Source organism: uncultured Photobacterium sp. (assembly GCF_947502415.1).
GTDB lineage: Bacteria > Pseudomonadota > Gammaproteobacteria > Enterobacterales > Vibrionaceae > Photobacterium.
This window is the reverse complement of sequence record NZ_CANMZV010000004.1, coordinates 227,943-253,159: the sequence shown is the minus strand read 5'-3', so window position 1 is coordinate 253,159 and position 25,217 is coordinate 227,943. Positions and strand designations below refer to the sequence as shown.

The following is a 25,217-nucleotide window of genomic DNA, read 5'->3' as shown; positions in this document are numbered from 1 at the left end:
TTGTTATCATTGATGGTAAACAAGATAACTCGCCCAGTTAGATTCTTATGCTATTAAATTAAGATTAAGTGTCTTTTATCCTAGATGATTTATCAGTAACAGACTGATATCTACTTGTTATTTGTGGTTTTTGAGTAGTGTTTAAGCCTTAATATAAGTCGGTGATTGGTATTAAAAACCAGCTTTACGGCTAAGGGTGGTTTGCTGTTCTACTTTGGTCGTAGATATCGAATTTTTCTTGTGTGAGCTGAGTCAAAAACGGTTCATTGTGCTGGAACAGAAGAAAATACCAGATTCATTTGTTGTAATTAGGTTAATATTTGGTGGCACATTTTACGGGATTTTATTTATCGTTTACATATCTTTTAAATAAGGCAGCAAGGATACGAAGATGATTATTGGTGTACCGAAGGAAATCAAAGTTCATGAATACCGTGTGGGTATGGTTCCAGCCTCTGTTAGCGAAGCCGTTTTACATGGCCATAAAGTGTATGTGGAAACGCAAGCTGGTGTAGGAATCGGTTTTAGTGATCAGGATTATATTGATGCAGGAGCTCAAATTCTGCCGACAGCGGAATCTGTATTCGCTGAATCAGAGATGATTGTTAAAGTTAAAGAACCACAGGCTGTTGAGCGTGCGATGCTTCGTGAAGGTCAAATTCTGTTTACTTATCTTCACCTTGCGCCAGATCCAGAACAGACATTTGATTTGATTAACAGCAAAGCTGTTTGTATTGCTTACGAAACGGTAACAGATAACAACGGTCGCTTGCCTCTGCTTGCTCCAATGTCAGAAGTTGCCGGACGCATGTCAGTTCAAGCTGGTGCCTTTGCACTTGAAAAGTCCAAAGGCGGCCGTGGTATGTTACTTGCGGGTGTACCAGGTGTTGAGCCTGCGAAAGTCGTGATCATCGGTGGGGGGGTTGTTGGTGCAAATGCTGCGCAAATGGCTGTCGGTCTCCGTGCCAATGTGGTTGTGCTTGATCGTAACATTGACGTATTACGTAGCCTTGATGCTCAATTCGGTGGTGATGTTCATTGTGTTTTCTCTACCAAAGACGCTATTGAGAAGCATGTACTTGAGGCTGACCTGGTAATCGGTGGGGTATTGGTTGCCGGTGCTGCAGCTCCGAAACTTGTTACTGCGGAAATGATTACGAAGATGAAGCCAGGTTCGGCAATTGTTGATGTCGCTATTGACCAAGGCGGTTGTGTTGAAACTTCTCATGCGACTACTCATAGCGAGCCAACGTATATTGTTGATGATGTTGTTCATTACTGCGTTGCGAACATGCCTGGTGCGGTCGCACGTACTTCAACATTTGCGCTGAATAATGTGACTCTACCTTATATCTTGAAGCTGGCGGATAAAGGCTATAAAGCTGCACTACAAGAAGATCACCATTTGTTGAAGGGCTTGAATGTTTATCGCGGCAAGATCACTTGTGAGGAAGTAGCGACAGCATTGGATCTTCCATATATCACAGCTGAAGATGCTCTCGCATAAAACTCTTTTACCTTTATTAAAAAATCTCTGTTTATGCAGGGATTTTTTTGCTTTTTATAAAGGCAAAAAAGTAATGCTTAAATGAAATGATGATTATCTCTCATCTATATTAATTTTATGTTCAATAGTGCTTTAACTATGTTTGTTAGTTCTACTTAACTTTTTTGTGGTAATATTTTTTTGTTGTATTAAATTAACATTCATTTTAAGAGTTGGTTTTAAAGGATGGAAGTTGATAAATGTATGATTTTGGTTTTATGTTGAACTTTGCTGTATGTGATTATAATGCGGGGCTAGCTCGTTCTTACATTGATTTTAATGTTTATGTATTTATTGTGAAGGTAAACAAAGTCAATGAATGGCTTCTTAAGGTTTTATTAAGCTACAAAGCGTTATCTTACATGGGGAGCATCTTAAAATTGATAAGAGTTAATCATTAGGGTAATTGGTATGAATGATGAGAAATTGATGGTATTTGGTAGAAGCCAATCTAGGAGGATTTCTCGGTTTTTATCAATATATAATTGGTAGGTGTTTGTTATTACATATCTTGATAATAGTTGGATAGACATTTAGTTAAAACACTATGCAACCACTGGGAATAGTCGTAAAAGTTAATGCTCGAGAGAGCGAAAGAGAGATAGGATGATGGAAAAAGAGCGGAAAAACAGATAGAAGGCATTTATTCGGCTAAATGCCTTCTAAGTATTTGAAATTATGCATGAGCGTAAATCACACTGCCACCTTTAATGGTATCTATGATTTTACGTGAAAGGCTTCGTGGTAATGCCGGACAACCCCAGCTTCGACCAAGATAGCCATTTCGCTTGATGAAAGCTTCTGACGCGTAGTCTGCACCGTGAACAACGATGTATCGGCGACGGGCGTTATCATTCTTGCCGTGTGTTAGCCCGTCTAGTTTTAGTGAGTATCCATTCCCTCCGTAATAAGTACTGTCAGTCAAAAACGTCCCAAGAGAAGTTTGTTTTGAGTTGACGATATTTGAAAAGCGGCTTGCTTTTCTACCTCCGCTGTTTACACCATGAGAAACATAGGTATTGTAAATTAATTTATTACGTTTTAAATCTATAACAAAAAAGCGTTTTTCTGTTGAGGGCTTACTGTAATCAATAATCGTTAACAACTGTTTCTTTCTTGTCTTTGTATTAAAGTACGCGTTATACCCATTTTTAAATACTTGATAATTGATTATTCCCTTTAGTTTTGCCTCTTTATATACGTAGTTAATAACGACATCATGATTTTCACTTTCACTATATGAATTACTATGACTATTACTTGCTGAAACGTGTAAAGGTAAATAGCAAAGCACACAGATGAATAGGTAAATCGCCTTCTTCATTTTTCTTATTGAACACTCTATTGTTGGGTTTATTAGTATGAGGTCGTGACTTTACCACAAAAGATTTGAATTTATAGAGGCTGTGACTGGCGTTAGGAAAGGGAGAAAAGTGAAAAAAAATCTAGTTTAATTCATCAGTATCATGTCAAAATATTTTATTAACAGTGCTTTATTTTCAATATTTACTTTTATCTGACATTCTGTCTCATGCCTGATAATAATGGATCAAATATAAGATAGTAGATATTGTTCTAGGGTTAGTATTCTGTTTTTTAATAGAAAAAAAACGGAAAACGCCCGTAAATAATGAAAATTTACCATTTTAACCGTTTGGTTAAAAAATGAGCACAATATCGCATTTTTTATTCTCTCAAACGAGTGTTTAAATTTTCGAGTATTACACTGGTTGAGTATGTGATGTAGTACTGGGGCAGAAAGTTGTGTTTGTGTCTTTTTATTTGTGTTTTTTGATGACCAGCCCTGGCAGGAAATCGACAGGGCTGGTGATTTATGCCTATTTGAGTTTACTTATTGCAACCATTGGTTATGGTTGCAGATTGCCTTGTGGTAATTCAGGCTGCTCAAATTTAAACGCATAGTCTTTACCGTTGATGTTGACACTATAGTTGGCTGGGCCGGAGATTGGCAGGTAATAAACCATATCGAGTTCATAGGTACCGCCAGCCGGTAAAGCTTTCCAGTTTGGTAAGCTAAAGGCGACGCGGTGCATTACACCATCTAATCCACCAATGTTATTGGCCCGGCTGTGACCAGATGCAATGACTTTCAAGCCGCCACCCGATTGGTCTTTGGCATTGTCTGGTGCTGATACTGGAATATCGAACTGGAATTCAGTACCTCCAGGCAGCTCTTGACCTGTGTTGTTGGTGAAGGTGATTTTTGGATTGATTGGGTAGTTTTGATCGCCGACTTTGAAGCCGCTAATCGATACAGTGATATCGAGTGCTTCTGTTGGCGTTGGAGTAACCGCAACCTTATTACCATAAGGTGTGGCAGACTTGAACTTGTCGTAGATCGCCTTGGTCATGGTGTTACCCATGTGATATTCACCGTTGCCGGTCTTACAGGCATTTTCGGTGGTATCGATAGTGGTACGATTACCGTTGGCATCTAACACATAGCAGTTATAGTCACCAGCCAGTTCCCAGAACATGATACCGCCAATTTCTTTGTCGATAACATAATTGGCTTTGGTGTTGATTGACTCTTTGTCTTCAGTTGACAGGAATACTTTCTTCTCTGCGTTCCAGAGCCACGGTGCCACAGCAACGCTGTCGTAGTTGCGCTGATAGGTACCGGTTAGCTTGTGCTGCGGATTAGTCGCCGGATCAAGACCATAGGCCGTTGCATAGCTACCGTAAATACCTTGGGCAAGGTTCATGGCGTGCCACATTGGGTTAGAGCCTGCGCCCATTTCGTTACCGGCAGCACCTTTATCATGCCACAGGTTATCAATACCCATTGCGCCGTTACCGCAGTTGTTCTTTTGGCCTTCGCCGGTTCCAGGAAGACACTCAGACTGGTTCGGCAGAGGAGCTTTACCCCAGAGGCCGTTTTCTCCGCCTTTAACGCCTTGCCAACCACGGGTGTAGTAAGGGACACCAATGTTGATACGGCCAGCAGGCATTGAGCCTCGGAAGTAGTGGTAAGCCCAGTCGGTATTCAGGTAACCGATACCACCGTATGCTGCAGTACCGTACACATTCCACATGGCAAGCTCTGAGTCTTTACCTGTGTCATACAGTGCAGCATTGTGGCCAACATGTTCGTTCCAGGCACCGTGCAAGTCGTAAGACATGATGTTGACGTAGTCTAGGTATTGAGTGACATCAAATGTTTCCATACCACGTAACAGGTAGCCTGATGAAGGCGCTGCGATGGTCAGCATATAGTGCACACCATCTGTAGCTGAAGCATGGTCAAGCTTCTCACGCAGAACTTTCATTAGTTCCTGGTACGATGCCCATAGGTACTGGCGGCGTGGCTCCATGAAGGCACGATCATCTGGATTACCGGCACCAGCCATTGAGGTTGGGTATTCGTAGTCGATATCCAGGCCGTCGAACTTATACTTACGCATCATTTCGACTGCGGAATCGGCAAATTTCTGGATGCCTGCATGGTTGATACTACCATCGGTATTGGTTGTCATGGTGTAGAATCCACCATCTGCCACGCGTTTACCGTCAGCGCCGAAGTGACCGCCGGTTTCTGCCCAACCACCGATAGAAATTAATGTCTTCACGTCATGTTTTACTTTGGCAGTAGCCAGTGCGCCGAAATGTCCTTTGAATCCGAGTGTCGGATCTATTTCGACACCATCCCATTCCATACCAACTGCCGGGTTACTTGGATCGTTGACATTACCTATGTTGACTTTGCCGTCAGCGCCGATACTGACAAAGGCGTAGTTAATATGGGTTAGTTGTTCCCATGGGATATCGTTAACCAGATAAGCGCTTTGAGGGTCGTTTCCGGCTCGCCAACTTGTGAAATAACCAATCACACGGCGTGGGTGATCGGCGCCCATTAATTCGCGGCCTTCTTTATCATAATTGGTACAGTAAGGAACATTTACCCCTTCGGTTTGATACAGGCCATCAGGTCGGCAGCTATCTACTTGTGTGCCACCATTGACGGTTAGCAGTGTGCTAGCCGAGTCTGTCGTTGCGCCAAGATCATCGGTGGCGCGGGCAATGACTTTAAGTGTTCCACCCTGTTTAGCGGTATAAGTAAGTGTGTATGGTGATGTCGCTGCGGTGCCCACTAAGGAACCGTTGACGAAGAAGTCAACTTTAGCAATTTTACCGTCTTTGTCACTTGCATTCGAAGAGAAGGTGACGGTTCCGCCGATATCGACAGTTGTAGCGGATAGGCTCAGATCGACAGATGGCGGGATATTGGAGCCGCCAGAACTACAGTCACCAACAAAGCTCCATTCCTGATGAGGCCCGGAATGGTTGGCAGGGTTGTTCCCTTTGGTCCACCAGTTCGCTTTATAAACCTTATTTGCTTCCTGGGCCTGAACTCCGCCACTGTATGCTTGGCTACTATCCCAGATTTCGATTGTGCTGCAATCCATAGCAGCGTGCACATTGAAAGCGAGTAGGCATGAAGCAGTGAGGGCACTAAGCTTGAAGGTTTGTTTTACCACCTTTCCGTGTTTCGAATGATTCATGGATTCATCCTTAAGTCGTTGTTTCATCAATTGGTAAAAAAGTAAATACGGCATAATCACACTTAAGTTCTACCGTAAAGTAACTATAGAAACCCTGGTTATTTTATCACCATAAATTATTGTTTTTTACATGTTATGTCGCATCGGAATGTGTATATTATGTAATATTGACCATCTTAATTTGCACAGGTAACTAATTATTCGGCCAAATTGGAATGTTTGAGTTAACCCTATGAAATGCTTTAGATGAATAAATTCATAGCAAAGGGCGCTATAGATAAAGTGAATAACGAACACTATTTAAAATAGCGTGCCACAATGGCTATTGTTTGACTTGTTAATAGGGCATTTATATAAAGGCTTGGCGAAATATTTAGCCACAAAATAGCTGTATTGAAGCTTTTGCATATTTCTATGGGTGCCAGAGTCTATCTTTAATGGAATCTTTCGCCGTACGACAACCGATTTATAACGCAAAAAAGAATAAGGTTGCCTACCAGTTCAACTTTATGAATCAGGACCAATTGTCCAACAAATGCATTCTTTCAGCGGTCTTTCGCGGTAAATTTGATTCCAAGCAGTTGCATGAAGTGCTTGTTAAAGCCGGGCTTGAGCAATTATCAGAAAATAAGACTGCGATTATCCCTTTTGAGCGCAATACATTGAAGGGGGGGTCTTAGGGTATTTCTTTTCTTAATTCAGCAATGTACGGAAGAGAGTCGGGTATTTATTCGATAAAGCAGGCAATTTGCTTTATCGGAGAGAATAATATGCGGAAATTTATCTCTCTTTTGACAACACAAGAGCTGACGGATTTTCGATCGTGTGATATTTATTTAAAGGTTGCAGGCAGAGTTCGTTTTTGTGAGCTGTTGGCTAAGAAAATGGGTTAAAGTCACTCAGTAATTGATAGGGCGTTTCTCTGCGGTTTGTTCTCAAGTCTTCCAGATATCTTGGGGCTTGATATAGATGAGGCACTGGAATTACTTCAGATACATCAAGATATCAGAAAGGCTCTTACAGGAAAAGAGTGTGAGCTTAAACAATTGGTTGATATCGTCCTTGCTTATGAAGGGGCTGATTGGGTGGCTCTCAACAGGCTAAGTGCTCGGTGTAAATTGCCGGTTGATTTGGTGCCTAAATTCTATCAGCAAATGTTGGAAGAAATGTAACCCGACAATTATCTGATGAACTAAAATAAAAGCTCAGCAATGCTGAGCTTTTTGCTATCTGTCTTAGTGCTCTTGGTTTATACGCGCCTTAAAACGTTCACGAGTCGCTGGATCGGCTTGCTCATACCAGTAGTTCAACATTGATTCGGCAACATTTTTCCCTTTCTGTTTTTCATCTATGTTTGCCATTGCCGAAAGTGTTGTAATTGCAGCCGCTGATTTTACTGCTGCAGGTTTGTCGGTTTGGTTGTAAGCCGCAATTTCGGCCTCATAGTCACGACCAAACTGGATGCCTGATTTCATCAACTTGTCTTGAGAAAAGTTAACCGCATGGTTCTGGTGATCTGTCAGAGTCATGCTTGGTTTAGAATTGAACCTGCGAGTTTCAGGTTCGGTGCGCAATTTAGGTAGCTTGAGGCGGTAGCTGGCATCCTCGCCGCTGAATTTCATGACAATCACATCTGACTTGAATATTTGGTACTCGCCGTTTTCTCGGTAGCCATCCTGATAACGAAAGGCAATTTGGTTTGCGCCATTTTTTAATACCAGAGGATCATTTCCATCTTTTTCAATTCCATTTACCAGAACGAGTTCGGCGCTGTAAGGTAATTCTAGTTTGATATCGGCAAGCGAAGGAAAGCTTAGCCCACATGCGGTTAGGGCCAGAATGGCGGTACGAAATTTCATGTCAATTCCTTGATGATTCTGTTATCACTGCAGTTTGGCGGCGAAAGCCTGAACACTGTAGCGTATAGGACCAAGAATAATGTATAACAAGTTAATAATTAAGGAATTTCATAATGGATATGGACATTAGTCTTTTACAGGTTGGCTTATTGATGGTTACCGGTTTTGCTGCTGGTATTATCAACACGCTTGCTGGTGGCGGTTCTAATTTAACGTTGCCGGCTCTGATGGTTATGGGGATGCCGGCTGAAGTCGCCAATGCTACCAATCGGGTGGGAGTTGTTCTTCAGAGTGTTATTGGTCTTCTTGGTTTTAAGAAGCACGGTAAGCTTGAGACTGATGATACCGTTCCTATTCTTATTCCATCTATCATTGGCGGCCTTCTTGGTGCGGCTGCGGCAGCTTATGCGCCATCTGGGTGGGTAAAGCCATTGCTACTTGGCACGATGCTGGCGATGGCGCTGATTATTTTAGTCAGGCCATCAATTGTGGCTCCCGAACCGGGAACATTGAGTCGCAAGGTGCGAGATACACCTAGTTCCTGGTGGGGGCTTGGGCTGGCCGGTTTTTACGGTGGCTTTGTTCAGGCAGGTGTTGGCTTTGTGTTACTCGCTGCGTTGGCCGGGACGCTGAGGTATGACTTGGTCAGGGCCAACGCCCTGAAAATGCTGTGTACTCTGGTGTTTACTGTGGTGGCTTTGGTGCTGTTTGTCGCAGAAGGGCTTGTACTCTGGTTGCCTGGATTAATTTTAGCTGTGGGTACGATGCTTGGTGCCCATGTTGCGGTGAAGATGGCTATTAAGGCAAAGCCTGAGACATTGAAATGGTTTCTTTTCCTGATGACGCTATGTGGGTGTATTGCAGCCATGCTTAGCTGATCATTATAAGGAAACGTAGGTAAAATAAAGCCTGGCATATTGCCAGGCTTATTGTTTTTTGCTGTCAGAAGCGATGGATACGCTGTTATTTGACGTAGCAGGCAAAGCCTTTTAGGTAGAAACCTTCAGGGTAAGCACTGTCTAGCGGATGGTCTGCCGCTTGACTGAAACGTTCAATGAATTGAACTTCGCGGTGAGCATCCAGAGCCGCATCAGCAATAATTTTCTGGAACAGGTTATTGTCCATTAGGCCAGAGCATGAGTAAGTCAGCAGTGTACCGCCCGGTTTAAGGATCTGCATTGCCAGCATGTTGATATCTTTATAGCCACGACAAGCACCCATTAACTGAGATTTCGATTCAGCAAATTTCGGTGGGTCCATGATCACGACATCAAATTTCTCACCGCGCTCACGGTATTCACGAAGCAACTTAAACACGTCTGCATTCAGGAACTGAGCATTTTCTACTGGCAGGTCATTCATCTCTGCATTCAGACGAGCCGTGTCCAGTGCTGGCTGCGATACATCGACGTTAACAACTTCGCTAGCACCGCCTTTAAGAGCATATAAACCAAAGCCACCGGTATAACAGAAGCAGTTCAGTACGCGTTTGCCGTTGACATATTTTACCGCGCCCTGGCGGCTGTCACGCTGGTCAAGGTAAAATCCAGTCTTGTGGCCGCCAACGATATCAACATTGATTTTTACGCCGTTCTCTTCGATGGTAACGAATTTAGGCGGTTCTTCGCCAGAAAGGACACCAGTACGTTGCTTAAGGCCTTCTTTCTTACGAACAGATACGTCGGAGCGTTCGTAGACACTACATTCCGGATAGCAGATATTCAGGGCTTCTACTAACAGATCTTTTTGAGCTTCGGCGCCAGCACTCAGAAGCTGGCATACCAAGAAGTTCTGGTAGCGGTCAATGGTGATACCCGGTAGGCCATCAGATTCTGCGGCAATCAGGCGGTATCCAGTCAGACCGTCACGTTCAGCCAGGATATCACGCAGGCCTTGAGCTGTTTTTAGGCGATTAACGAAGAAATCAACGTTAACAGCTTCGTTTTTATTGAAAGTCCATACGCGAACACGGATCTGCGATTGCGGAGAATAGGCACCACGAGCTAACCATTCACCTTTATGATCATAGATCTCAACGGTTTCACCAAGAGATGGTTTACCTTCGACACGTTGAATACCACGTGAAAAAACCCAAGGGTGACGGCGGCGAAGAGATTTTTCACGGCCTTTTACCAGATAAATTGAAGCTGTCATGACATGCCCAGTATGGAGTTCAGAATGGTCGCGTATTATGTTGTCCGCAAAGCAGAAAAGCAAATATATCTTGCAGATTGCCTGCGGTAATAAAAAGAAGGGTAAGCAAATAAAAAAAAGGATGTGCGCAGGGCACATCCTATCTATTTAACTGACGGACAAGGTTTAGGCTTTTAGTCCGCTCATCAGTGATTCAAGTACTTCAGATTGCTGATTTAATCTATCGATTTCATTAGCCGACTGGGTAATGGCTTCACAAATTTGATTTGACTGAGCACGTATTTGTTCAACGCTGGAAGCGATATTGTCTGCAACTGCACCTTGCTGTTCAGCTGCGGCGGCAATTTCGGTGCTTCGGTCAGAAATGAGTTGATTACGTTCGGTCATTTGGTTGATTTCGCTGTCAACTGAATCCATTAGTTGTTCGCTACTCTGCGCATTTTGGACGGTGCCTTTCATTACACCCATGAGTTGCTGGCTATTTTGTTGTAACGATTCAATCATTTGCTGGATTTCGACTGTCGCATTTTGGGTTCTGCCCGCCAGGGTGCGCACTTCATCGGCAACAACGGCAAATCCGCGTCCTTGTTCTCCGGCGCGTGCTGCTTCGATTGCAGCATTAAGTGCCAGCAGGTTAGTTTGTTCTGAGATCCCGTTGATGGTGGTTACAACATCGTCAATTTTGGCCGCGTTATTGTCGAGTTCAGAAACGGCGTCAGCGGCTTGACCAATTTCGTTACTCAGTAGCGAAATCGCTGAGCGGGTTTGTTCCACCTGAGCACGTCCTTGTTCTGAAACGCGTTGGGCTTCCTGGGTTTGTTGTGAGGTTTCCTCCGAGTGCACCGCCACTTCACGAATGGAGGTTGCCATTTCTTCGGTCGCGCTGGCTAGAGAATCCAAGTGTTGTTGTTGGCTAGTCGAAAGAGATTCGCTTTCATGGCTACGTTGGCGAAGATTGCTGCTGAGCTGCTGCATCAGGGCTATGGCTTCCTGAGTTGCCCGAACGAGTTTTTGTTCCCGATCGCTTACTTTGTCAATTGTAATCGCAAGGGTGCTGAATTCGTCTCTTACCTTGAAGAAATTCAAACGGTTGGTTAAATCACCGTCAGCCAGCGCCTGCAGTGCTTTATTGGTTGTGAACATAGCACCGCCGATAAAAGACATGATGTAGTACACAGTTGCCATCAGGGTTATCAGTACAATGGCAACAAGGCCTAACTGTAACGGTGACAGGTAATTAAGCAGGGTAGGGAGTTGACCTGTTGTGATTGAGTAGTTCATGCCAGAGACGGTTGTGGTGATTTCGCCATTGCCGATTTGAAGTCCGCTTTTTGCGAGTAGCACAGCTGCGTCTGATTGATTTACCTTGTATTCGGAAAGTAAGGAAGATGTTGCATTTAGTTGATTGGTCGTGATTTCAATACGTTGTTCATCCGCCGCATCAACTAAAATTGCACTGACGCTTAGGATTGCAACTATGGGGAGAATGAATAGAAGATAGAACTTTTCCTGTATTGTTATATTAATTAGATGCTTATCAATCCATCGAAAGGCAACTTCTTTCATTTTGTTATCCTATGCTATAGCAAATTAGTTATGCGTCAGCCTTGCTGAAAACGCTAATACTAAGGAATTATCGAATAATTTATATATTTCTTGAGGTGATGGATGTCACAAATTTGTGTAAAAGCTTTGATCAGTGGAATGGTGCAGGGCGTTGGATTTCGTTTTCATACTGCACATCAAGGTTTAAAGTATGGTCTGACCGGATACGCAAAGAATTTACCGGACGGCAGTGTAGAAGTCCTGGCCTGTGGACATGAGGAAAAAGTTAATCAGTTGCTTCGATGGCTTGAGGATGGCCCTCGGACATCAAGAGTGGATAGTGTTGATGCTGAAGAGGTGGAGTGGCGCCACGTTGATGGGTTTGAGATTATGTAGAACCCAGAACTGATGTTCCAGGTTCTTGGTTGCATTAAATGCATTTTACTGGTTTTGGCAGCCCTGCAAGTTTAGTTGCTTGCTTTGCCGGGCCTTTAGGGAACAGCTTGTATAGGTAGCGTGAGTTACCTTTTTCTTCGCCGTACTTCTTGGCCATCGCCTTAACCAGCATGCGAATTGCAGGGGAAGTATTAAATTCTTTGTAAAAGTCGCGTACAAAGTGAATAACTTCCCAATGCGATTCGCTCAGTTCGATACCTTCTTCATTAGCAAGAAGGGGAACTAGCTCAACAGTCCAATCATCAACATTTTTCAGATAGCCGTGAGCATCAGTTTCGATTTGTTTACCTTCAAATTCAAGCATGATGTGCCTCGATATTTGGAACCGGGCAAGAATAGTGATTAAGTTATGAGGCTGCAAGTAAAAGTGTAGTCTGATGGAAAGTGGATATAAAAAAGCGCCGCAAAGGGCGCTTTTTTAGCAATATAAAGAACAACGATTAGTCGTCGCTACCCATAACACCGAGGATTTGTAGTAGGCTCAGGAACAGGTTGTAAATAGATACATACAGCGTGATAGTTGCTGAGATGTAGTTAGTTTCACCGCCACGAATGATGCTCTGTGTGGTCAGTAGGATAGCCGCTGACGAGAACAGAACGAACATTCCACTGATTGCCAGTGAAAGCATCGGTAGCTGTAGGAAGATATTAGCAACCATAGCCACAAGAATTGCTACAAAACCAGCCAGAAGCATACCGCCAAGGAATGAAAGGTCACGCTTAGTTGTTAGTGCGTAAGCCGAACATGCCATGAATGTCAGGGCCGTACCACCCAGAGCTGGCATGATGGCGTAGCCAAGACCGACACCGATGTACTTGTTCAGGATTGGACCTAAGGTGTAACCCATGAAACCAGTGAAGGCGAAGGTAAAGACAATGCCTAGGCTACTGTTACGGTTTTTCTCCGTCAGGAACATTAGGCCGTAGAAACCGACGATAGTAATTAGCAGACCTGGGTGCGGAAGGTTCATTGCCATCGCGAACCCTGCAACTACTGCTGACCATACTAAGGTTAGCGATAGTAGGAAATAGGTATTGCGTAAAACTTTATTGGTTGAAAGTACGCTTTCGTAAGCCGAGCTACGATTGACAATACGATCGTTCATAAATTTTCCCCTCAGGGTTAGTTATGGTGATTGCAGATAAGACATATATTGGGGTATTCACATATAAATGCAAGTCACCAATACGCACATGGATGATTAATGTACGCAAACATGTCTAGTGTAAGTATCTGACAAAGATGATACTTAACAATTCCTTACCTTAGATCTTAAAGTTGTAAATGAATGTTTCAATTTTTGCCTGGCTCACAAAAAAGTTAAGAGGTGATGTGTTTATTAACGACAATTTCATCATATGTGCGGGAAAAATATACGTGTGCTGTGAATTGGCTGAGGGGGGGCTTATGGGAATTCATAAAACATGTCAGTTAGTGAAACGAGGAGAGCTGTGCTGACTACTCCTCGTTGGTGGATGCTTAGGTATTATCTTATTGGTGGCGCGTACATGATCCCGCCATCTCGCCAAAGAGCATTGACTCCGCGTTTGACTTCCAGTGGTGAGCTCATGCCGACTGTTCGCTCAAAACTTTCGCTGTAATTACCTACTTGTTTAATGATTTGGTAACTCCAGTCATCTTTTAATCCCAGCCCTTTACCTTTAGGCCCATCCAGACCAATTAATCGGCGAATATTGGGATCGTTTGAGTTTTTCATATCGTCGACACTAATGGATGATACGCCAAGCTCTTCGGCATTAATCATGGTAAAGAGAGTCCATTTCACGATATTAAACCATTGTGAATCACCTTGGCGGACAACCGGGCCAAGGGGTTCTTTGGAGATGATCTCTGGTAGAACGATGGCATTTTTAGGCTTTTGTAAATTCAGGCGCAAAGCATAAAGTGCAGATTGGTCATAAGTCATGACATCACAACGCCCAGCTTCAAAACCTTTGATTGTTTTCTCCTCGGTCTCAAAGGTTACCGGGGTGTATTTCATTTCCCGGAAATGAAAATAATCGGCGAGGTTAAGCTCGGTTGTGGTTCCTGCTTGAACACAGACTGTTGCACCGTCAAGTTCGGTAGCACTGTATACGCCAAGGTTTCGTTTAACCATAAAGCCCTGGCCATCGTAATAATTTACACCCGCAAAATTAACGCCTAAGGCAGAATCACGATGGAGTGACCAGGTAGTGTTTCGGACTAACAGATCAATTTCACCAGATTGAAGTGCAGTAAAGCGTTCTTTTGTGGTTAGTGGGATATATTTGACTTTGGATTTATCGCCTAGGGTTGCAGCAGCTACTGCTTGGCAGAATTCAGCATCCAGGCCTTCCCATTCACCTTTGTCATTAGGGTTTGAAAATCCGGGTAAACCGTTACTGACGCCACACTGGACGTACCCTTGTTTCTGGACTTTCTCAAGCGTACCGGAAGTCACTTTCGTTGTTTTATGACCGGCCAGTTGTTTCTCTAGGTTTGCTATTTTGTCTTCTAACGCTTCGATATCTGTTGCACTGGCATTTGAGCTTTTGGCTGCTTCTGCTGATGCCAGCTCTGATTGTTCCAATTGATTTTCAAGCTGCTGAATTTTATTTTCAAGAGATTTAATGACGGCTTTGTCTTCAGCACTGCTACCACTGTCGCAGCCGGATAGTAATAATGCCAAGGTCGAAATTGCGAGAGAAAACTTGATCGTTTGCTTCATAGTTACGTCCTGTCATTTTTATATTTTTCAGAGAGAAATCAACATTGGTTGATCTCTCATTTAGGGCACTGATTGCAACAACTGTATGTAATTCTGGTTAATCTTCAGTATAGGAACAGTTAGGAATTCTTCTAGTTAGTAGCATTTTGACTATCTGGTGATGAAAAGTGCTGAGGAAAGTAAAACAGGCCACATTGAGTGGCCTTGTTGAGGATATATTGCTGCTATTACTGTTCGATTCCCGTGCTTTAGCTTGCTTCTGTTACACAGGTTGTATAATGCAAGGCTAGGGGACGATAGTCATCAGGACGGCCGCTACGGATGTTCATTGTTCGGATCTCTCCTGAATAGAGATTCACAGTGTTGCTCCAGAAATTGGCTTTGATTGGCCAGCGATGTCGTAGCAGGAAGTGCTGACCATGGGTATGCAGATATTGCAGTTCCGCAATGGTTGGTAGCCTTAATCCAAAGTGTTGACACCAATTTTCCGCAGTAGCAAAGTTCACTTTTGACCAGTACTGGTTATGCTCGCGGATGAACATTGGTGGCATTTCTTGCGTCGAGTTGATGGTCATTGGTAGGTGGTATTTTAAGTTGTTAAAAGTAAAAGAATAGATAGCAGAGTTCAGAATTACGCGGTTTTCTATTAAGACATTCTTTTTATCTGTTTGTTTTTGTGTCTCTTTCGTAACGGATTTAGTTTGTTTGGATTTTATAGCTGCGTTTTGTTTACTTGTTTTGATTTCCGTTGGCGCTGAAATAACGGGTAACTCGGTTTGACCTCTGACTGTGATTTGGGTTGTGGTTTGACGAACAAATGCTTTATTTATGTTGAGCTTAGCAAATTGTTGTTGTGCATTTTTTACCAATTCATGATCCTGAAAAGGGCCGATCACACAGCGGTATTTACCATTGTCAGGTATGAGGTAGCTGTTATGAGGAAAAAACTTGTGGATCGCCTTGGATAGGAGCTTGTTAGGCAGCGCTTTGCTGTAGTTGCATTGTAACCAGAAACTGCCATTGTTCTCCTTCGGTTTTCGTCCCCAAAGGCCAGTACCGATATCACACTGTGAATTGAGAAATTGCCATTCAGATGCAGAGCGTTCGATCTGACATTGGCTTGAAGGCTGTTCGGTTGCAAGGCTGGAATAAGAAAACAGCGAGCCTAGGCTGAGTAACAACCAGTATGGAGGAAAAAGGTTTTTCGTACAGATCATGGTGCTAATAACTCTGTGAAAATGCATACGCCGATATATCGAAACATAAAAAATGTCACAAAAAAGTGAAATATCAAACATAAGTATATAATTAGATGCTTTTTTATGTTGAATATGAGGGGGAGCGCAAGAAATATGCTTAATACTATTAACCTTGAGTCATATGCCGACTAACTTATGTTGTTAGGTGTGTAGCTGAGTGTGTTTTATATGTTTGCATTGACATAGAATTGAGCTGATCGGTTTGGTTTTGTGCGCTTGTCATTTTTAACCAAAAAAATCCTTTACAGAAAAAACGGGAATCCGTATTATTCACAGCACTTACGGAGAGATGGCTGAGTGGTTGAAAGCACCGGTCTTGAAAACCGGCATACGTTTGTAGCGTATCTAGGGTTCAAATCCCTATCTCTCCGCCACATTCTAGAAGTTGGATGTTTAACATCGGGCTTCACACAGAATTGGAGTGGTAGTTCAGTTGGTTAGAATACCGGCCTGTCACGCCGGGGGTCGCGGGTTCGAGTCCCGTCCGCTCCGCCACTACAACGAAGCCTCAGCAGGAATGCTGGGGCTTTTTTGTATGTTTGATTTTAGTGGTCGTCCTTCGAACATCTGGTGCCTGTCTTCGGCCAGATGAGGCTCGCTGGATCTGTTCTAACAGATCTAAACAAGCCGCGTGTGTAACCGCGGCTTTAGATTCGATATTGAGAACATTAACTTCTCATGACGTAGATCATCAGTGAGGAAGTTTCTTCAGATTGTGTTTCAAGCGACGTTCATCATATGGTTGAGACTGATATGCTCTTGGCGGTATAACGCTCGTTCTATCGGATAAGGTTTTCAAATACGAAACTACTGCAGCCTCATCATCTTTTGTCATTTTAAGATTGCCTACAGGGCCAAAGTTTGATGTTGATATCGCAACATTTTCCTTTATTTCAGGCTCTGGCCAGCAATTGGTTTCCATGGCTTCTTCAACTGTCCATTCTCCCTCTTCACAGCGTGTTTTACCAAAGAAGCATGCTGTAGAAACGGCGAGTTTTTCCTCATCAGTCGTTGCATTTGCACATGCTTCAATATCTTCACTACTAGTAGGGACTGCTGCTGAATTATAGAAATGAACCAGTTGCTCTACGGTCTTAAACCAACCATTATGCGTGTATGCCTTCATAAAGCGATGATCTGGGCGTTTATCCACATTACGTAAGGTAGGTACTTTATGTTGACCTAAATGGTTAGATGATGATGTTACTTCAAATAGACCACGATTGGGTTCTGCAGCATTGGGTATTTCATGATTGTATGGCACGCCGAGATTGAAATATCGATCATTGGTATAACGCTCAAACTTACCTACACCTTCATTGTTTTCGCTTTGGTGACAGAAGAAGCACCGAGCTCCTGTTCCTGGTCCTACGCCATAAAATAGGTCATGGCCGCGATTTTCTTGCTCAGTAAAAATATCTAATGGAAATTTACCATCTTCATCGCCTTTTAGCGCAACATCGCGCTTTGAATCGAAACGATTATTATCGCTGGACATTTGCCATGCCGTTAAGGACACCGCAAATCTTGCAAATTCCTTGTCCACGTTTTCTTCATCACAACTAAGAGCTGTTCCCCATGCATATTTGTATAGTTCTTCACCCCATTCAGTGCTGCTAACCTGCATACAAACTGACTTTTTATCAGGCAAAGCTTGCTCTACGGGGTTAGTATATGGACTCGCGTGAGCTTGATCTGAAACCGGCCCTAAATATTTCCTATACATAGTTTCGTATTCACTACTTAGGCCTTCGAATACATTTACTTCATGGAAATTCTCAATTAGATCGCCTTCAGCCCGGCCGTTCCAGAATGCGCCACCACACGGGGCAGTGCCGCCAAATGCAGGACACGCAGGATCAAAGGTTTTTAATCCAGCTTTTTTTCCCTCATCATCCAGAAATTGTGCGTATTTATTTGTTGGTGGCTTAAGAGTCCCAATACGACTTCTATCGGATCCTCTAACAGCGACTTCACCAAGATTTGTCTCAGAATCACCGTTAGTACCGCCTGTTCCCGCGGAATGGCATGATGAACATGACATATTTCTGTTTAGCGATATCTCTTCAAAAAATAGTCGTTTACCCATTTCCTCCAGATACGTTAAGTTATTATCGGCGGCATTGGCGTCATAAGGTAATAAGCCCATACAAAACGTTAATCCTATAACGGTTCGATAGTGCCGTATTGATATTTTATTCCTTATTAATGTTTTGTTCATTACTCACTCCTAGTTACTGACGTTGATTAATAACAGCTTTAAATTTCCTTTTTTTACGTGGGTGAATTGATAAGTTGAATTTAGCAAACTCGTAATTAGAAATTATCTTAATAATGGTAATGCAGGATGCAATGTCTATTGTATTGATTGTTAGTGCTTTATTTCCTTATTAATGTTGAATTACATTGAGGTTAATGGCTGAGACGCTTGTGTGTTTTATTATTAATTAATTCTTTATTGTTGAAGTGTATATTTCAAGATAAAGCCATTTATCATTAACAAATGGTTTGTTTTAAATTCTAGCTGTTACATGAGATTTTAATTTTTAATATCATGTCTAATAAAAAGATGAGATCTCACAAATCTAACTTTTGATAACTTGATGAAACTTTGGGATGGGAACGCTTATACTGAATACGGTTGTGATAGACAAGAGTGATGGATGATGCAATTCTCTAACACTAAAATGAAGATACATGATTGTAAACATTTAATACTAGATGGGAAAAAGCACTGAACATTAATTCGTTCAGTGCTTTATGTATGTTGCTGTTGTCTAATCTAGAGTAAGTGTGAATACTTATCCGAATGACATTACATTATGGCAGTAGACGAAAAGGCTATGGAGTAACATGGATGTTGACCGTAGCTATATTCGACACCATACCATTTTCATCCATTACTTTGTAAGTAAACGAAGTATCAGTTAATTTAAATACGCGATAAAGGAAAGTGCCGTCACCATTATTGGTCAGTGAACCATAAAGAGGATTTGGTTCGCTAACCACAACAACGGAGCTCGGATCGATAGGGAACGAGCCTGCAATGTCATTGGCCAGTACATCAATGGTGATCCCACGAAGGAAAGAGTCTGTGACACTATCATCGACTGCTACGATGGCTTTTAGAGGCTCGGCTTCATCTTCAGTTTCACCGCCGTTCAAGAAAGGTTGGATTGGCGGTAGTTTTTTGACTGAACGGCCTTTTGCGCCAATTGCCGGTAGTTCGAGCCATTTTTCAATTGCACGGCCAGTACCATCATCTTCGATAGTGTATTCGTCACCAAAACCTCCGGCAGGAACGAAGAGCTGCGGTCGATCAAATGGCGCAGCTTCCCAGCGAACTCGTTCGTCTGTCAGTGATTTTAAGAAGGCGACTAGATGGCCTTTTTCCTCTTCAGTTAAACCTAATTCACGAATGTCAGGATCCAAATTGGATGTAGTGTTATTTCCATCAAATCCAGTTGAGTCATTAGAGTGTTCACCAATACGGTTACCACCGCGGTTGTAGAAATTAACAACTTGTATGAGTGATGACATACCGCCGTTATGCATATAAGGACCAGTTAGCTCAACATTACGAAGCCCCGGGACTTTAAATGCGCCAAATACAGCATCTCGTTCATACGGAGTTATATCTACGCCTGCTGCTTCCTCAAAGGTTTCAGGATCAACTTCGAAGTTATCTGGTGCATTTTTTCCCGCCGCCATATCTTTAGCCTGAAGAGAAAATGATAGCGGGTTGCCCCATTGGTCCTTACCGCCTAAGCCTAGATCTTCTTTGGTTGGGCGAACGCCAATATTATAGAAGCCGTTATCATAGATTGCGGCATAGCCATCGGCCATGAGCATTCTTTCAACGAGCCCTTCTTCTTCCTCTTCACCTACCAAGTGGGTTGCTGCCTTGGAAAACTCAGGGCCACTGTGGCAATTAGCGCAATTGCCTTTGCCAAGAAATATTGCCATGCCTTTGATTTCTGATTCATTGAGAGCTGAAGAGTCACCATCCATATAGCGATCAAACGGAGAATCATCAGAGACTAAAGTACTTTCATACATTTGAATTGCCAGCCCCCAGAAAAGAGAGAAATTATTTTCCATTTGGGTAAAGCCGTCAGTAAGCTGCGGACTCATCCAGTACTCATCTCTGAAAGCCTTCATAATCATAGACTTGTAAGAATCTAATAGGCCTTTTGCCGGATAAGCACTTATTCGACCTAATTGACTGTCAGAGCGGTCGACTTGCTGCAAAGCTAGGGGAGTCAAGTTTAGTAGTTTTTGAGCAGTTACTTTGAACGTTTTGTCTTTACATGCCATTTCAAACGAACTGACCACTGGCCCTACGGCTTGAGAAGCTGCACTTGAATTGATCAAGGCAACTTTTTTGGGACTCAGCTTATTGGTTTTTATATCATAACGAAGAACATATGCGTCTTTATTTCGATGGCCAAATGGGTCGACACCATTAAAGACGTTGTTAGCTCGACCATCCCAGAAGTTACGAAAGTTGAAAATTGCATTAATAACAGTGGGGGTGTTTCGAGGTTCAACTTTGCGTAATGCGATGTGGCTAATGTTAAAAATGTCAGAATCTGTCGTACAGTTTTCCTTTCCGTCATTAAACTCTGCTGGGTAGTCATTGCCTGACAGGTCGGTGAAGGAGGAAGGAAAGACTCCTTGGGAAGAAGTGACATCATCAGAATCAAAAAGAACTTTTGATTTTCTGTCATCAGGATTCTCATATTTTCTAAAGGGATAATCTGTTGCTGTCAGTGTATAGTTTGGCCCTCCTTTTCCACCAGATAGTGTTGAGTTAAATACCCCTCTATATGATTCATCAGTATGATTTAAACTTGGACTCAATTGGTTTTTAGCTCGACTATCCGCGCCTGCGTGAAAGTGGCAACTGCCGCAGCTTTGCCCCTGACTACCGACCTGCATGTCCCAAAATAACGCTTTACCAAGCTGGATAGCCGCATATTTATCTTTAATATATTCATCTATTCCAGGTACAGGTGCTGGTTGTATACCTTTCAGCGAGCTTATTGGGGGCGATGGTGGCACAAGTTCAACTTCAGCATAAACCAGGCTGCCTGCTAGCCCGAGTATACACCCTGCTGTAATTAGTACACCGAGTCGAAGCCGATTATATGTTTTTTTATTATTCATTACTCACTCCTAGCGTCCATTCGCAATGAAGAAACTATTACTAGAGATACGAACATAAAGTTCGTATCTCTTAGAATGGCAAAAAATAAACTTCTCAATTATTGTTTTTGTGAAATTAAAAGAGGTGAGAATAAAATTAGTCAAGTTAGTGGTACTGGTTAGTTACTTGTAGGTGATAAAAAAAGAATGTATTTAAATATAGTTACAGTTGATAAATTAACAAATATCCTAAGGTTTTTACATCCAAGCGAATTACTTTTCTCTTAATAATAAGTGGGTTATATTTTTATTGGGAAGAAGTCAGTAAAGAGTATAAGGTTATTGTTAATAATAACCGTGCTAAATCCATGGTTGTATTTGTATATTTTTGGTATATAAAGAAGGCTTTGATTAATGTTTCATTTTAATATCTATAACAATGATTTCAATTACTTATAATTAATCTTATGATGGTATGGTTTTGATTTTGTAAAGTTAACCCCAGTTTTTCTTGTAGATTATATAGTTGCAGTTTGTTACCTGTGAACAATATGTGCGAAGTGTTTGTTTTTGAAAATATATGAAATAAGAAATGGTCTTGAAAGTAGAAATTGTCTCGTAAAGTTAATTATGACTGAATTATAAAACATAAAAGCCTGACGATTGTTGTCAGGCTTTTGCTTAAATCGAATTTATTTTATATAAGCAGTAATTATGCTTGAGCAAATTTTCTTTCCAGGGCTTCAGAATCTACTGGTTTGGTGATGATTGACAGGAAAACTGCAACAGCCATCATTACTGCGCAGATTGTGTAAGCAAGTGTGTAGGTACCTGTTGTATCAACTGCAACGGCTGCAACAACTGGCCCGATAAAGCCACTGATACCCCATGCCGTGTATAGTACGCCATAGTTAGCACCGTAGTTTTTCAGGCCGTAATAATCTGCAGTGATTGATGGGAATACGGCAAGTAGGGTGCCATAGCCGATACCCGCAAGTGCGGCACCGATCATCAAGGTAAAATCAGTCTTGAAGCTTGCGAATAGCGCCATGTTGATACCCTGCATAATGAATGCAAGCATCAGAGTTTTAACGCCGCCGATCTTGTCTGAAAGCATGCCTGCCGCAATACGTCCGCCGGAGTTGAAGATCGAAAGAATCACCACCAAGTAGGCAGCTTGAGTTATACCTGCCTGTTCTGCAGCGATAGAAGTGATATTACCAATCACCATTAGACCCGCAGAAGATGCAAGAGCAAACATTAGCCATAGAGAATAGAACTGTGGAGTTTTAAGCATGCTTCTCCAGTTAATATCAACTGGTTTTGACGCTGTCTTGGCACCTGTCCCTGCTGGGGCCTTCGGCTGGTAGTCTGCTGGTGGGTTAGAGATGGTACAGGCCAGAGGTACCGCGATTAGCAAAACAGCAATACCAAGGATCAATAAACTGGTGTTGATACCAAACGATGCGATTAGCGAAGAGGCTAGTGGGGCTAAGTATACAGCCGCAAGACCGAAACCTGCTGCAATTAACCCATTTACCATACCCTTTTTCGACGGATGGAACCATTTCATTGCAGATGGTGCCAGGCACGCATAACCAAAGCCAATGCCACATCCTGTCAGTAGACCGAAGGTAAGCACAAGCATAAATGGCGATGTGGCATAACTTGAGATGATCATTCCCAGGCCAACCATGGTGGTTCCTAAGATCAGGATCCGGCGAGGCCCCATACGGTCTTGAAGAACGCCAGCAACAAGCAGTGATAATGAGAAGGTAATTACAGCGACAGTATAAGGCATTGAGGCATCGGCATTTGACCAACCAAGGTCAATGACTAGAGCCTGTTTAAATACACTCCATGCATACAAGATCCCCATACATAAGTTGATACAGAATCCGGCAAGCAGGATCTGCATAGCTTTATCAAATTTTTTCATTTTACGCTCTATCATCACGAAAAATGCAGCCATTAATAGGGCTGCACGGTTAGTTGTAATTTTTTTATTTTATCAACAAAAGTTGTATTGCTAATTTGGTGCGCGGATTCTATCAAGTATTTTTTAAGAGAAAATAGCTAGACATACTTTCTTACAAATGACTGGCAAGGCGTGAAGGAGGGCAGCGGAATATGCCTATAAGTGAAATCTGTACTGGCCATTCCCCCTGTATGATAAACGGGGGGAATGGTTATGATGAAACTAAATTAACTGGTGATATTAACGTATTAATTAAAATGGATTTTAGTTGGTTAAAATGCTGTAAATTTTATCCTTGAGTTGCAGTCGTTCCAGTTTGAGCTGAGTAAAGTGGGAGTCTTCAGTGGGGACATTATTAGATTCTAAACCTCGTATCGTATGGTCGAGTTGATGGTATCTGTCTGACATCGCTTTGAAGCTTTCATCGACCATTTTGAGCTCCTGAATTTTGTCTTGCATCTCGGGAAACTCAATAAAGAGTGCGTGATTTTCACCTAGCATCTTAATACTCCATACGTTTGATGTGTTAAGCCCTGCTTATTTTCATCGTTGTTGTTAGAACAAATCAAGCCACCCGTAGGTGAGTTGATGAGAACGAGTTTCGCCCCTCCGAGTAGAAGAATCTTATTTGTATTATTTTGTTCTGTAAGCGTATAAGGTTATTTATCTGTATTAATAATAGAACGAAAAAACGCTGTTTGAGATGGGAAGAAATAATAAAAAAGGGCAGGTGACGTTGTCACTTGCCCTTTGAGAGAGATGGGAATAACTACTGAATGAAGCTTATGTAGGTTTGGAGAACCACTAAGTTAGCGATATCTATAAAGAATGCCCCAACAATAGGTACAACCATGAATGCTTGAGGTGATGGACCATTTCTTGAGACTAAAGAGCCCATGTTCATCACCGCAGTTGGTGTCGCCCCCATACCAAAGCCGCAATGGCCGCCGGAGATCACAGCTGCATCGTAGCTTTTGCCCATTAAGCGGAATGTCACAAAGTAGGAAAACAGTGCCAGGGTGATAGTTTGTACCGCAAGAATTAGCAGCATTGGTAGTGCCAGTTCCATCAACTCCCATAACTGAAGGCTCATCAACGCCATAGCCAGAAACAGTGACAATGAAATAGTACCTAGCGCATCGACGGTTTCACTGTTGATCTTATATATCTTTGTTGTTTCACAAACGTTAGTGATGAATACACCAATAAATAAGGCGTAAACAAAGTCAGGTATACGCAGCCAGTTGACACCTAAACCATCGATAAACTCTTTCACATGAGATGCGCCAGCAACACATACAAGCAGAATAAAAAGAACTTCAATCGAATTTTTGGCTGTAATTCGATCTTCTTCGTGATCGCTGTATGTTACTAGATCTGGATGATCGACGTGATGATGCTCACCGCAACCGAACTCTGACTTTAAGCTGAATTTATTGATCAGGCGCTGGGCGACAGGGCCTCCGATAATCCCACCCATGATCAGGCCAAAGGTAGCTGCAGCCATGGAAAGTTCCAGTGTTTGCAGACCAAAATCATTGGCAAATGTTTGTGACCAGGCTGCACCAGTACCGTGACCACCGGAAAGGGTGATAGAGCCAACGATTAATCCCAGTAATGGATCAAGGCCAAGCATAGTACTTAGGCTTACCCCTACGGCGTTCTGAATAACGATATAAAGAGTTGCCACGCCAAGGAATAAGAAAACGCGAGAACCGCCTTTAGCGAGTAACTTAAAGCTGGCTGCTAGACCGACAGTCGCAAAAAACATCTGCATTAAAGTGTTTTTGATGCTCAGCTTGAATGTGATGTCAATGCCTTGTTGGTGAAGAAGCGTAATGATCACCGCTACGATCAGGCCACCGACAATGGGTTCTGGAATATTGTACTTTCTAAGAACCTTCACTTTGCTATTAATAAAGTAGCCAAGAAAAAGCACGACAATCGCAATGAGCATGGATTCCAGCTCGTTAATTTGAATTGTTGAGTTCATGTTTATGTCTTTCATACTTTTTTCAGGAGGCAATTTTAACCCCTA

Annotated in this window: 19 protein-coding genes, 2 tRNA genes and 1 pseudogene; 8 read left to right on the top strand and 14 right to left on the bottom strand. The window is 42.5% G+C overall.

The window, feature by feature from the left end; all coding sequences use genetic code 11:
• Positions 1-391: 391 nt before the first annotated feature.
• Positions 392-1,507: an alanine dehydrogenase gene (ald, locus tag Q0852_RS06505; RefSeq protein WP_299015536.1), complete on the top strand. Its 1,116-nt coding sequence runs from the start codon at positions 392-394 to the stop codon at positions 1,505-1,507.
• A 715-nt stretch (positions 1,508-2,222) separates the two neighbouring features.
• Here the strand turns inward: ald and Q0852_RS06500 are convergent.
• Complete coding sequence (locus Q0852_RS06500; protein WP_299015533.1) at positions 2,223-2,870, bottom strand: murein L,D-transpeptidase catalytic domain family protein; 648 nt, start codon at positions 2,868-2,870, stop codon at positions 2,223-2,225.
• Between the two features lie 553 nt (positions 2,871-3,423).
• Positions 3,424-6,069, bottom strand: a pseudogene (locus Q0852_RS06495) (glycosyl hydrolase family 18 protein); the annotation flags it as partial.
• A 437-nt stretch (positions 6,070-6,506) separates the two neighbouring features.
• Here Q0852_RS06495 and Q0852_RS06490 point away from each other — a divergent pair.
• The 3 genes from Q0852_RS06490 to Q0852_RS06480 are packed head-to-tail and all read left to right on the top strand — an operon-like array spanning position 6,507 to position 7,241.
• Entirely contained in the window at positions 6,507-6,749 is a 243-nt protein-coding gene (locus tag Q0852_RS06490) for a hypothetical protein (RefSeq protein ID WP_299015530.1), read from the top strand.
• 3 nt (positions 6,750-6,752) lie between these two features.
• Positions 6,753-6,962: an HDOD domain-containing protein gene (locus Q0852_RS06485; RefSeq protein WP_299015620.1), complete on the top strand. Its 210-nt coding sequence runs from the start codon at positions 6,753-6,755 to the stop codon at positions 6,960-6,962.
• 36 nt (positions 6,963-6,998) lie between these two features.
• A complete protein-coding gene (locus Q0852_RS06480; protein ID WP_299015527.1) occupies positions 6,999-7,241 on the top strand; it encodes a hypothetical protein in 243 nt (80 codons plus the stop codon).
• A 63-nt stretch (positions 7,242-7,304) separates the two neighbouring features.
• Here the strand turns inward: Q0852_RS06480 and Q0852_RS06475 are convergent, their stop codons facing one another.
• Positions 7,305-7,928, bottom strand: coding sequence for a DUF2057 domain-containing protein (locus tag Q0852_RS06475; protein ID WP_299015524.1), 624 nt, complete (start codon positions 7,926-7,928; stop codon positions 7,305-7,307).
• Positions 7,929-8,047: 119 nt separating this feature from the next.
• On the opposite strand from Q0852_RS06475, the gene Q0852_RS06470 reads away from it, so the two are divergent.
• Positions 8,048-8,806 (top strand): sulfite exporter TauE/SafE family protein, encoded by a 759-nt coding sequence (locus Q0852_RS06470; RefSeq protein ID WP_299015618.1) that lies wholly within the window; start codon positions 8,048-8,050, stop codon positions 8,804-8,806.
• Positions 8,807-8,891: 85 nt separating this feature from the next.
• On the opposite strand, the gene Q0852_RS06465 is transcribed toward Q0852_RS06470, so the two are convergent.
• Positions 8,892-10,082, bottom strand: a complete 1,191-nt coding sequence (locus tag Q0852_RS06465; protein ID WP_299015521.1) for a class I SAM-dependent methyltransferase — start codon at positions 10,080-10,082, stop codon at positions 8,892-8,894.
• Between the two features lie 165 nt (positions 10,083-10,247).
• On the bottom strand, positions 10,248-11,648 hold the full coding sequence (locus tag Q0852_RS06460) for a methyl-accepting chemotaxis protein (protein ID WP_299015518.1): 1,401 nt from the start codon (positions 11,646-11,648) through the stop codon (positions 10,248-10,250).
• Positions 11,649-11,750: 102 nt separating this feature from the next.
• Here Q0852_RS06460 and yccX point away from each other — a divergent pair, with 102 nt between their 5' ends.
• Complete coding sequence (gene yccX, locus Q0852_RS06455) at positions 11,751-12,023, top strand: acylphosphatase (RefSeq protein WP_299015515.1); 273 nt, start codon at positions 11,751-11,753, stop codon at positions 12,021-12,023.
• 34 nt (positions 12,024-12,057) lie between these two features.
• Here the strand turns inward: yccX and tusE are convergent, their stop codons facing one another.
• The 4 genes from tusE to Q0852_RS06435 all read right to left on the bottom strand — a co-directional run bounded on the left by tusE (position 12,058) and on the right by Q0852_RS06435 (position 16,011).
• A complete protein-coding gene (tusE, locus tag Q0852_RS06450) occupies positions 12,058-12,387 on the bottom strand; it encodes a sulfurtransferase TusE (protein WP_299015512.1) in 330 nt (109 codons plus the stop codon).
• A gap of 136 nt (positions 12,388-12,523) precedes the next feature.
• Positions 12,524-13,189 (bottom strand): Bax inhibitor-1/YccA family protein, encoded by a 666-nt coding sequence (locus Q0852_RS06445; protein ID WP_299015509.1) that lies wholly within the window; start codon positions 13,187-13,189, stop codon positions 12,524-12,526.
• Between the two features lie 381 nt (positions 13,190-13,570).
• Positions 13,571-14,794 (bottom strand): transporter substrate-binding domain-containing protein, encoded by a 1,224-nt coding sequence (locus tag Q0852_RS06440; protein ID WP_299015506.1) that lies wholly within the window; start codon positions 14,792-14,794, stop codon positions 13,571-13,573.
• A 248-nt stretch (positions 14,795-15,042) separates the two neighbouring features.
• Entirely contained in the window at positions 15,043-16,011 is a 969-nt protein-coding gene (locus Q0852_RS06435; RefSeq protein ID WP_299015503.1) for an SPOR domain-containing protein, read from the bottom strand.
• 325 nt (positions 16,012-16,336) lie between these two features.
• Here Q0852_RS06435 and Q0852_RS06430 point away from each other — a divergent pair.
• Positions 16,337-16,427 (top strand) — tRNA-Ser (locus Q0852_RS06430).
• A gap of 44 nt (positions 16,428-16,471) precedes the next feature.
• Positions 16,472-16,548 (top strand) — tRNA-Asp (locus tag Q0852_RS06425).
• 196 nt (positions 16,549-16,744) lie between these two features.
• On the opposite strand, the gene Q0852_RS06420 is transcribed toward Q0852_RS06425, so the two are convergent.
• From Q0852_RS06420 to gltS, 5 genes are all read right to left on the bottom strand, one after another.
• Entirely contained in the window at positions 16,745-18,274 is a 1,530-nt protein-coding gene (locus tag Q0852_RS06420) for a cytochrome c peroxidase (RefSeq protein WP_299015500.1), read from the bottom strand.
• 620 nt (positions 18,275-18,894) lie between these two features.
• The gene (locus Q0852_RS06415; protein ID WP_299015497.1) at positions 18,895-21,222 is read right to left on the bottom strand and encodes a cytochrome c peroxidase; all 2,328 of its coding nucleotides are present in this window, start codon (positions 21,220-21,222) and stop codon (positions 18,895-18,897) included.
• Positions 21,223-21,913: 691 nt separating this feature from the next.
• Positions 21,914-23,140 carry an OFA family MFS transporter gene (locus Q0852_RS06410; RefSeq protein WP_299015494.1) on the bottom strand — a complete coding sequence of 409 codons (1,227 nt, stop codon included), beginning with the start codon at positions 23,138-23,140 and terminating at the stop codon, positions 21,914-21,916.
• Positions 23,141-23,443: 303 nt separating this feature from the next.
• On the bottom strand, positions 23,444-23,680 hold the full coding sequence (locus tag Q0852_RS06405; protein ID WP_299015491.1) for a YdcH family protein: 237 nt from the start codon (positions 23,678-23,680) through the stop codon (positions 23,444-23,446).
• Positions 23,681-23,948: 268 nt separating this feature from the next.
• Positions 23,949-25,172, bottom strand: coding sequence for a sodium/glutamate symporter (gene gltS, locus Q0852_RS06400; protein WP_299015489.1), 1,224 nt, complete (start codon positions 25,170-25,172; stop codon positions 23,949-23,951).
• Positions 25,173-25,217 lie beyond the last annotated feature (45 nt).

Coding starts and splice junctions, on each gene's coding strand:
- ald (WP_299015536.1), top strand. CDS start 392: ATGATTATTGGTGTACCGAAGGAAATCAAAGTTCATGAATACCGTGTG.
- Q0852_RS06500 (WP_299015533.1), bottom strand. CDS start 2,870: ATGAAGAAGGCGATTTACCTATTCATCTGTGTGCTTTGCTATTTACCT.
- Q0852_RS06490 (WP_299015530.1), top strand. CDS start 6,507: ATGGAATCTTTCGCCGTACGACAACCGATTTATAACGCAAAAAAGAAT.
- Q0852_RS06475 (WP_299015524.1), bottom strand. CDS start 7,928: ATGAAATTTCGTACCGCCATTCTGGCCCTAACCGCATGTGGGCTAAGC.
- Q0852_RS06470 (WP_299015618.1), top strand. CDS start 8,048: ATGGACATTAGTCTTTTACAGGTTGGCTTATTGATGGTTACCGGTTTT.
- Q0852_RS06465 (WP_299015521.1), bottom strand. CDS start 10,082: ATGACAGCTTCAATTTATCTGGTAAAAGGCCGTGAAAAATCTCTTCGC.
- Q0852_RS06460 (WP_299015518.1), bottom strand. CDS start 11,648: ATGAAAGAAGTTGCCTTTCGATGGATTGATAAGCATCTAATTAATATA.
- yccX (WP_299015515.1), top strand. CDS start 11,751: ATGTCACAAATTTGTGTAAAAGCTTTGATCAGTGGAATGGTGCAGGGC.
- tusE (WP_299015512.1), bottom strand. CDS start 12,387: ATGCTTGAATTTGAAGGTAAACAAATCGAAACTGATGCTCACGGCTAT.
- Q0852_RS06445 (WP_299015509.1), bottom strand. CDS start 13,189: ATGAACGATCGTATTGTCAATCGTAGCTCGGCTTACGAAAGCGTACTT.
- Q0852_RS06440 (WP_299015506.1), bottom strand. CDS start 14,794: ATGAAGCAAACGATCAAGTTTTCTCTCGCAATTTCGACCTTGGCATTA.
- Q0852_RS06435 (WP_299015503.1), bottom strand. CDS start 16,011: ATGATCTGTACGAAAAACCTTTTTCCTCCATACTGGTTGTTACTCAGC.
- Q0852_RS06420 (WP_299015500.1), bottom strand. CDS start 18,274: ATGAACAAAACATTAATAAGGAATAAAATATCAATACGGCACTATCGA.
- Q0852_RS06415 (WP_299015497.1), bottom strand. CDS start 21,222: ATGAATAATAAAAAAACATATAATCGGCTTCGACTCGGTGTACTAATT.
- Q0852_RS06410 (WP_299015494.1), bottom strand. CDS start 23,140: ATGAAAAAATTTGATAAAGCTATGCAGATCCTGCTTGCCGGATTCTGT.
- Q0852_RS06405 (WP_299015491.1), bottom strand. CDS start 23,680: ATGCTAGGTGAAAATCACGCACTCTTTATTGAGTTTCCCGAGATGCAA.
- gltS (WP_299015489.1), bottom strand. CDS start 25,172: ATGAACTCAACAATTCAAATTAACGAGCTGGAATCCATGCTCATTGCG.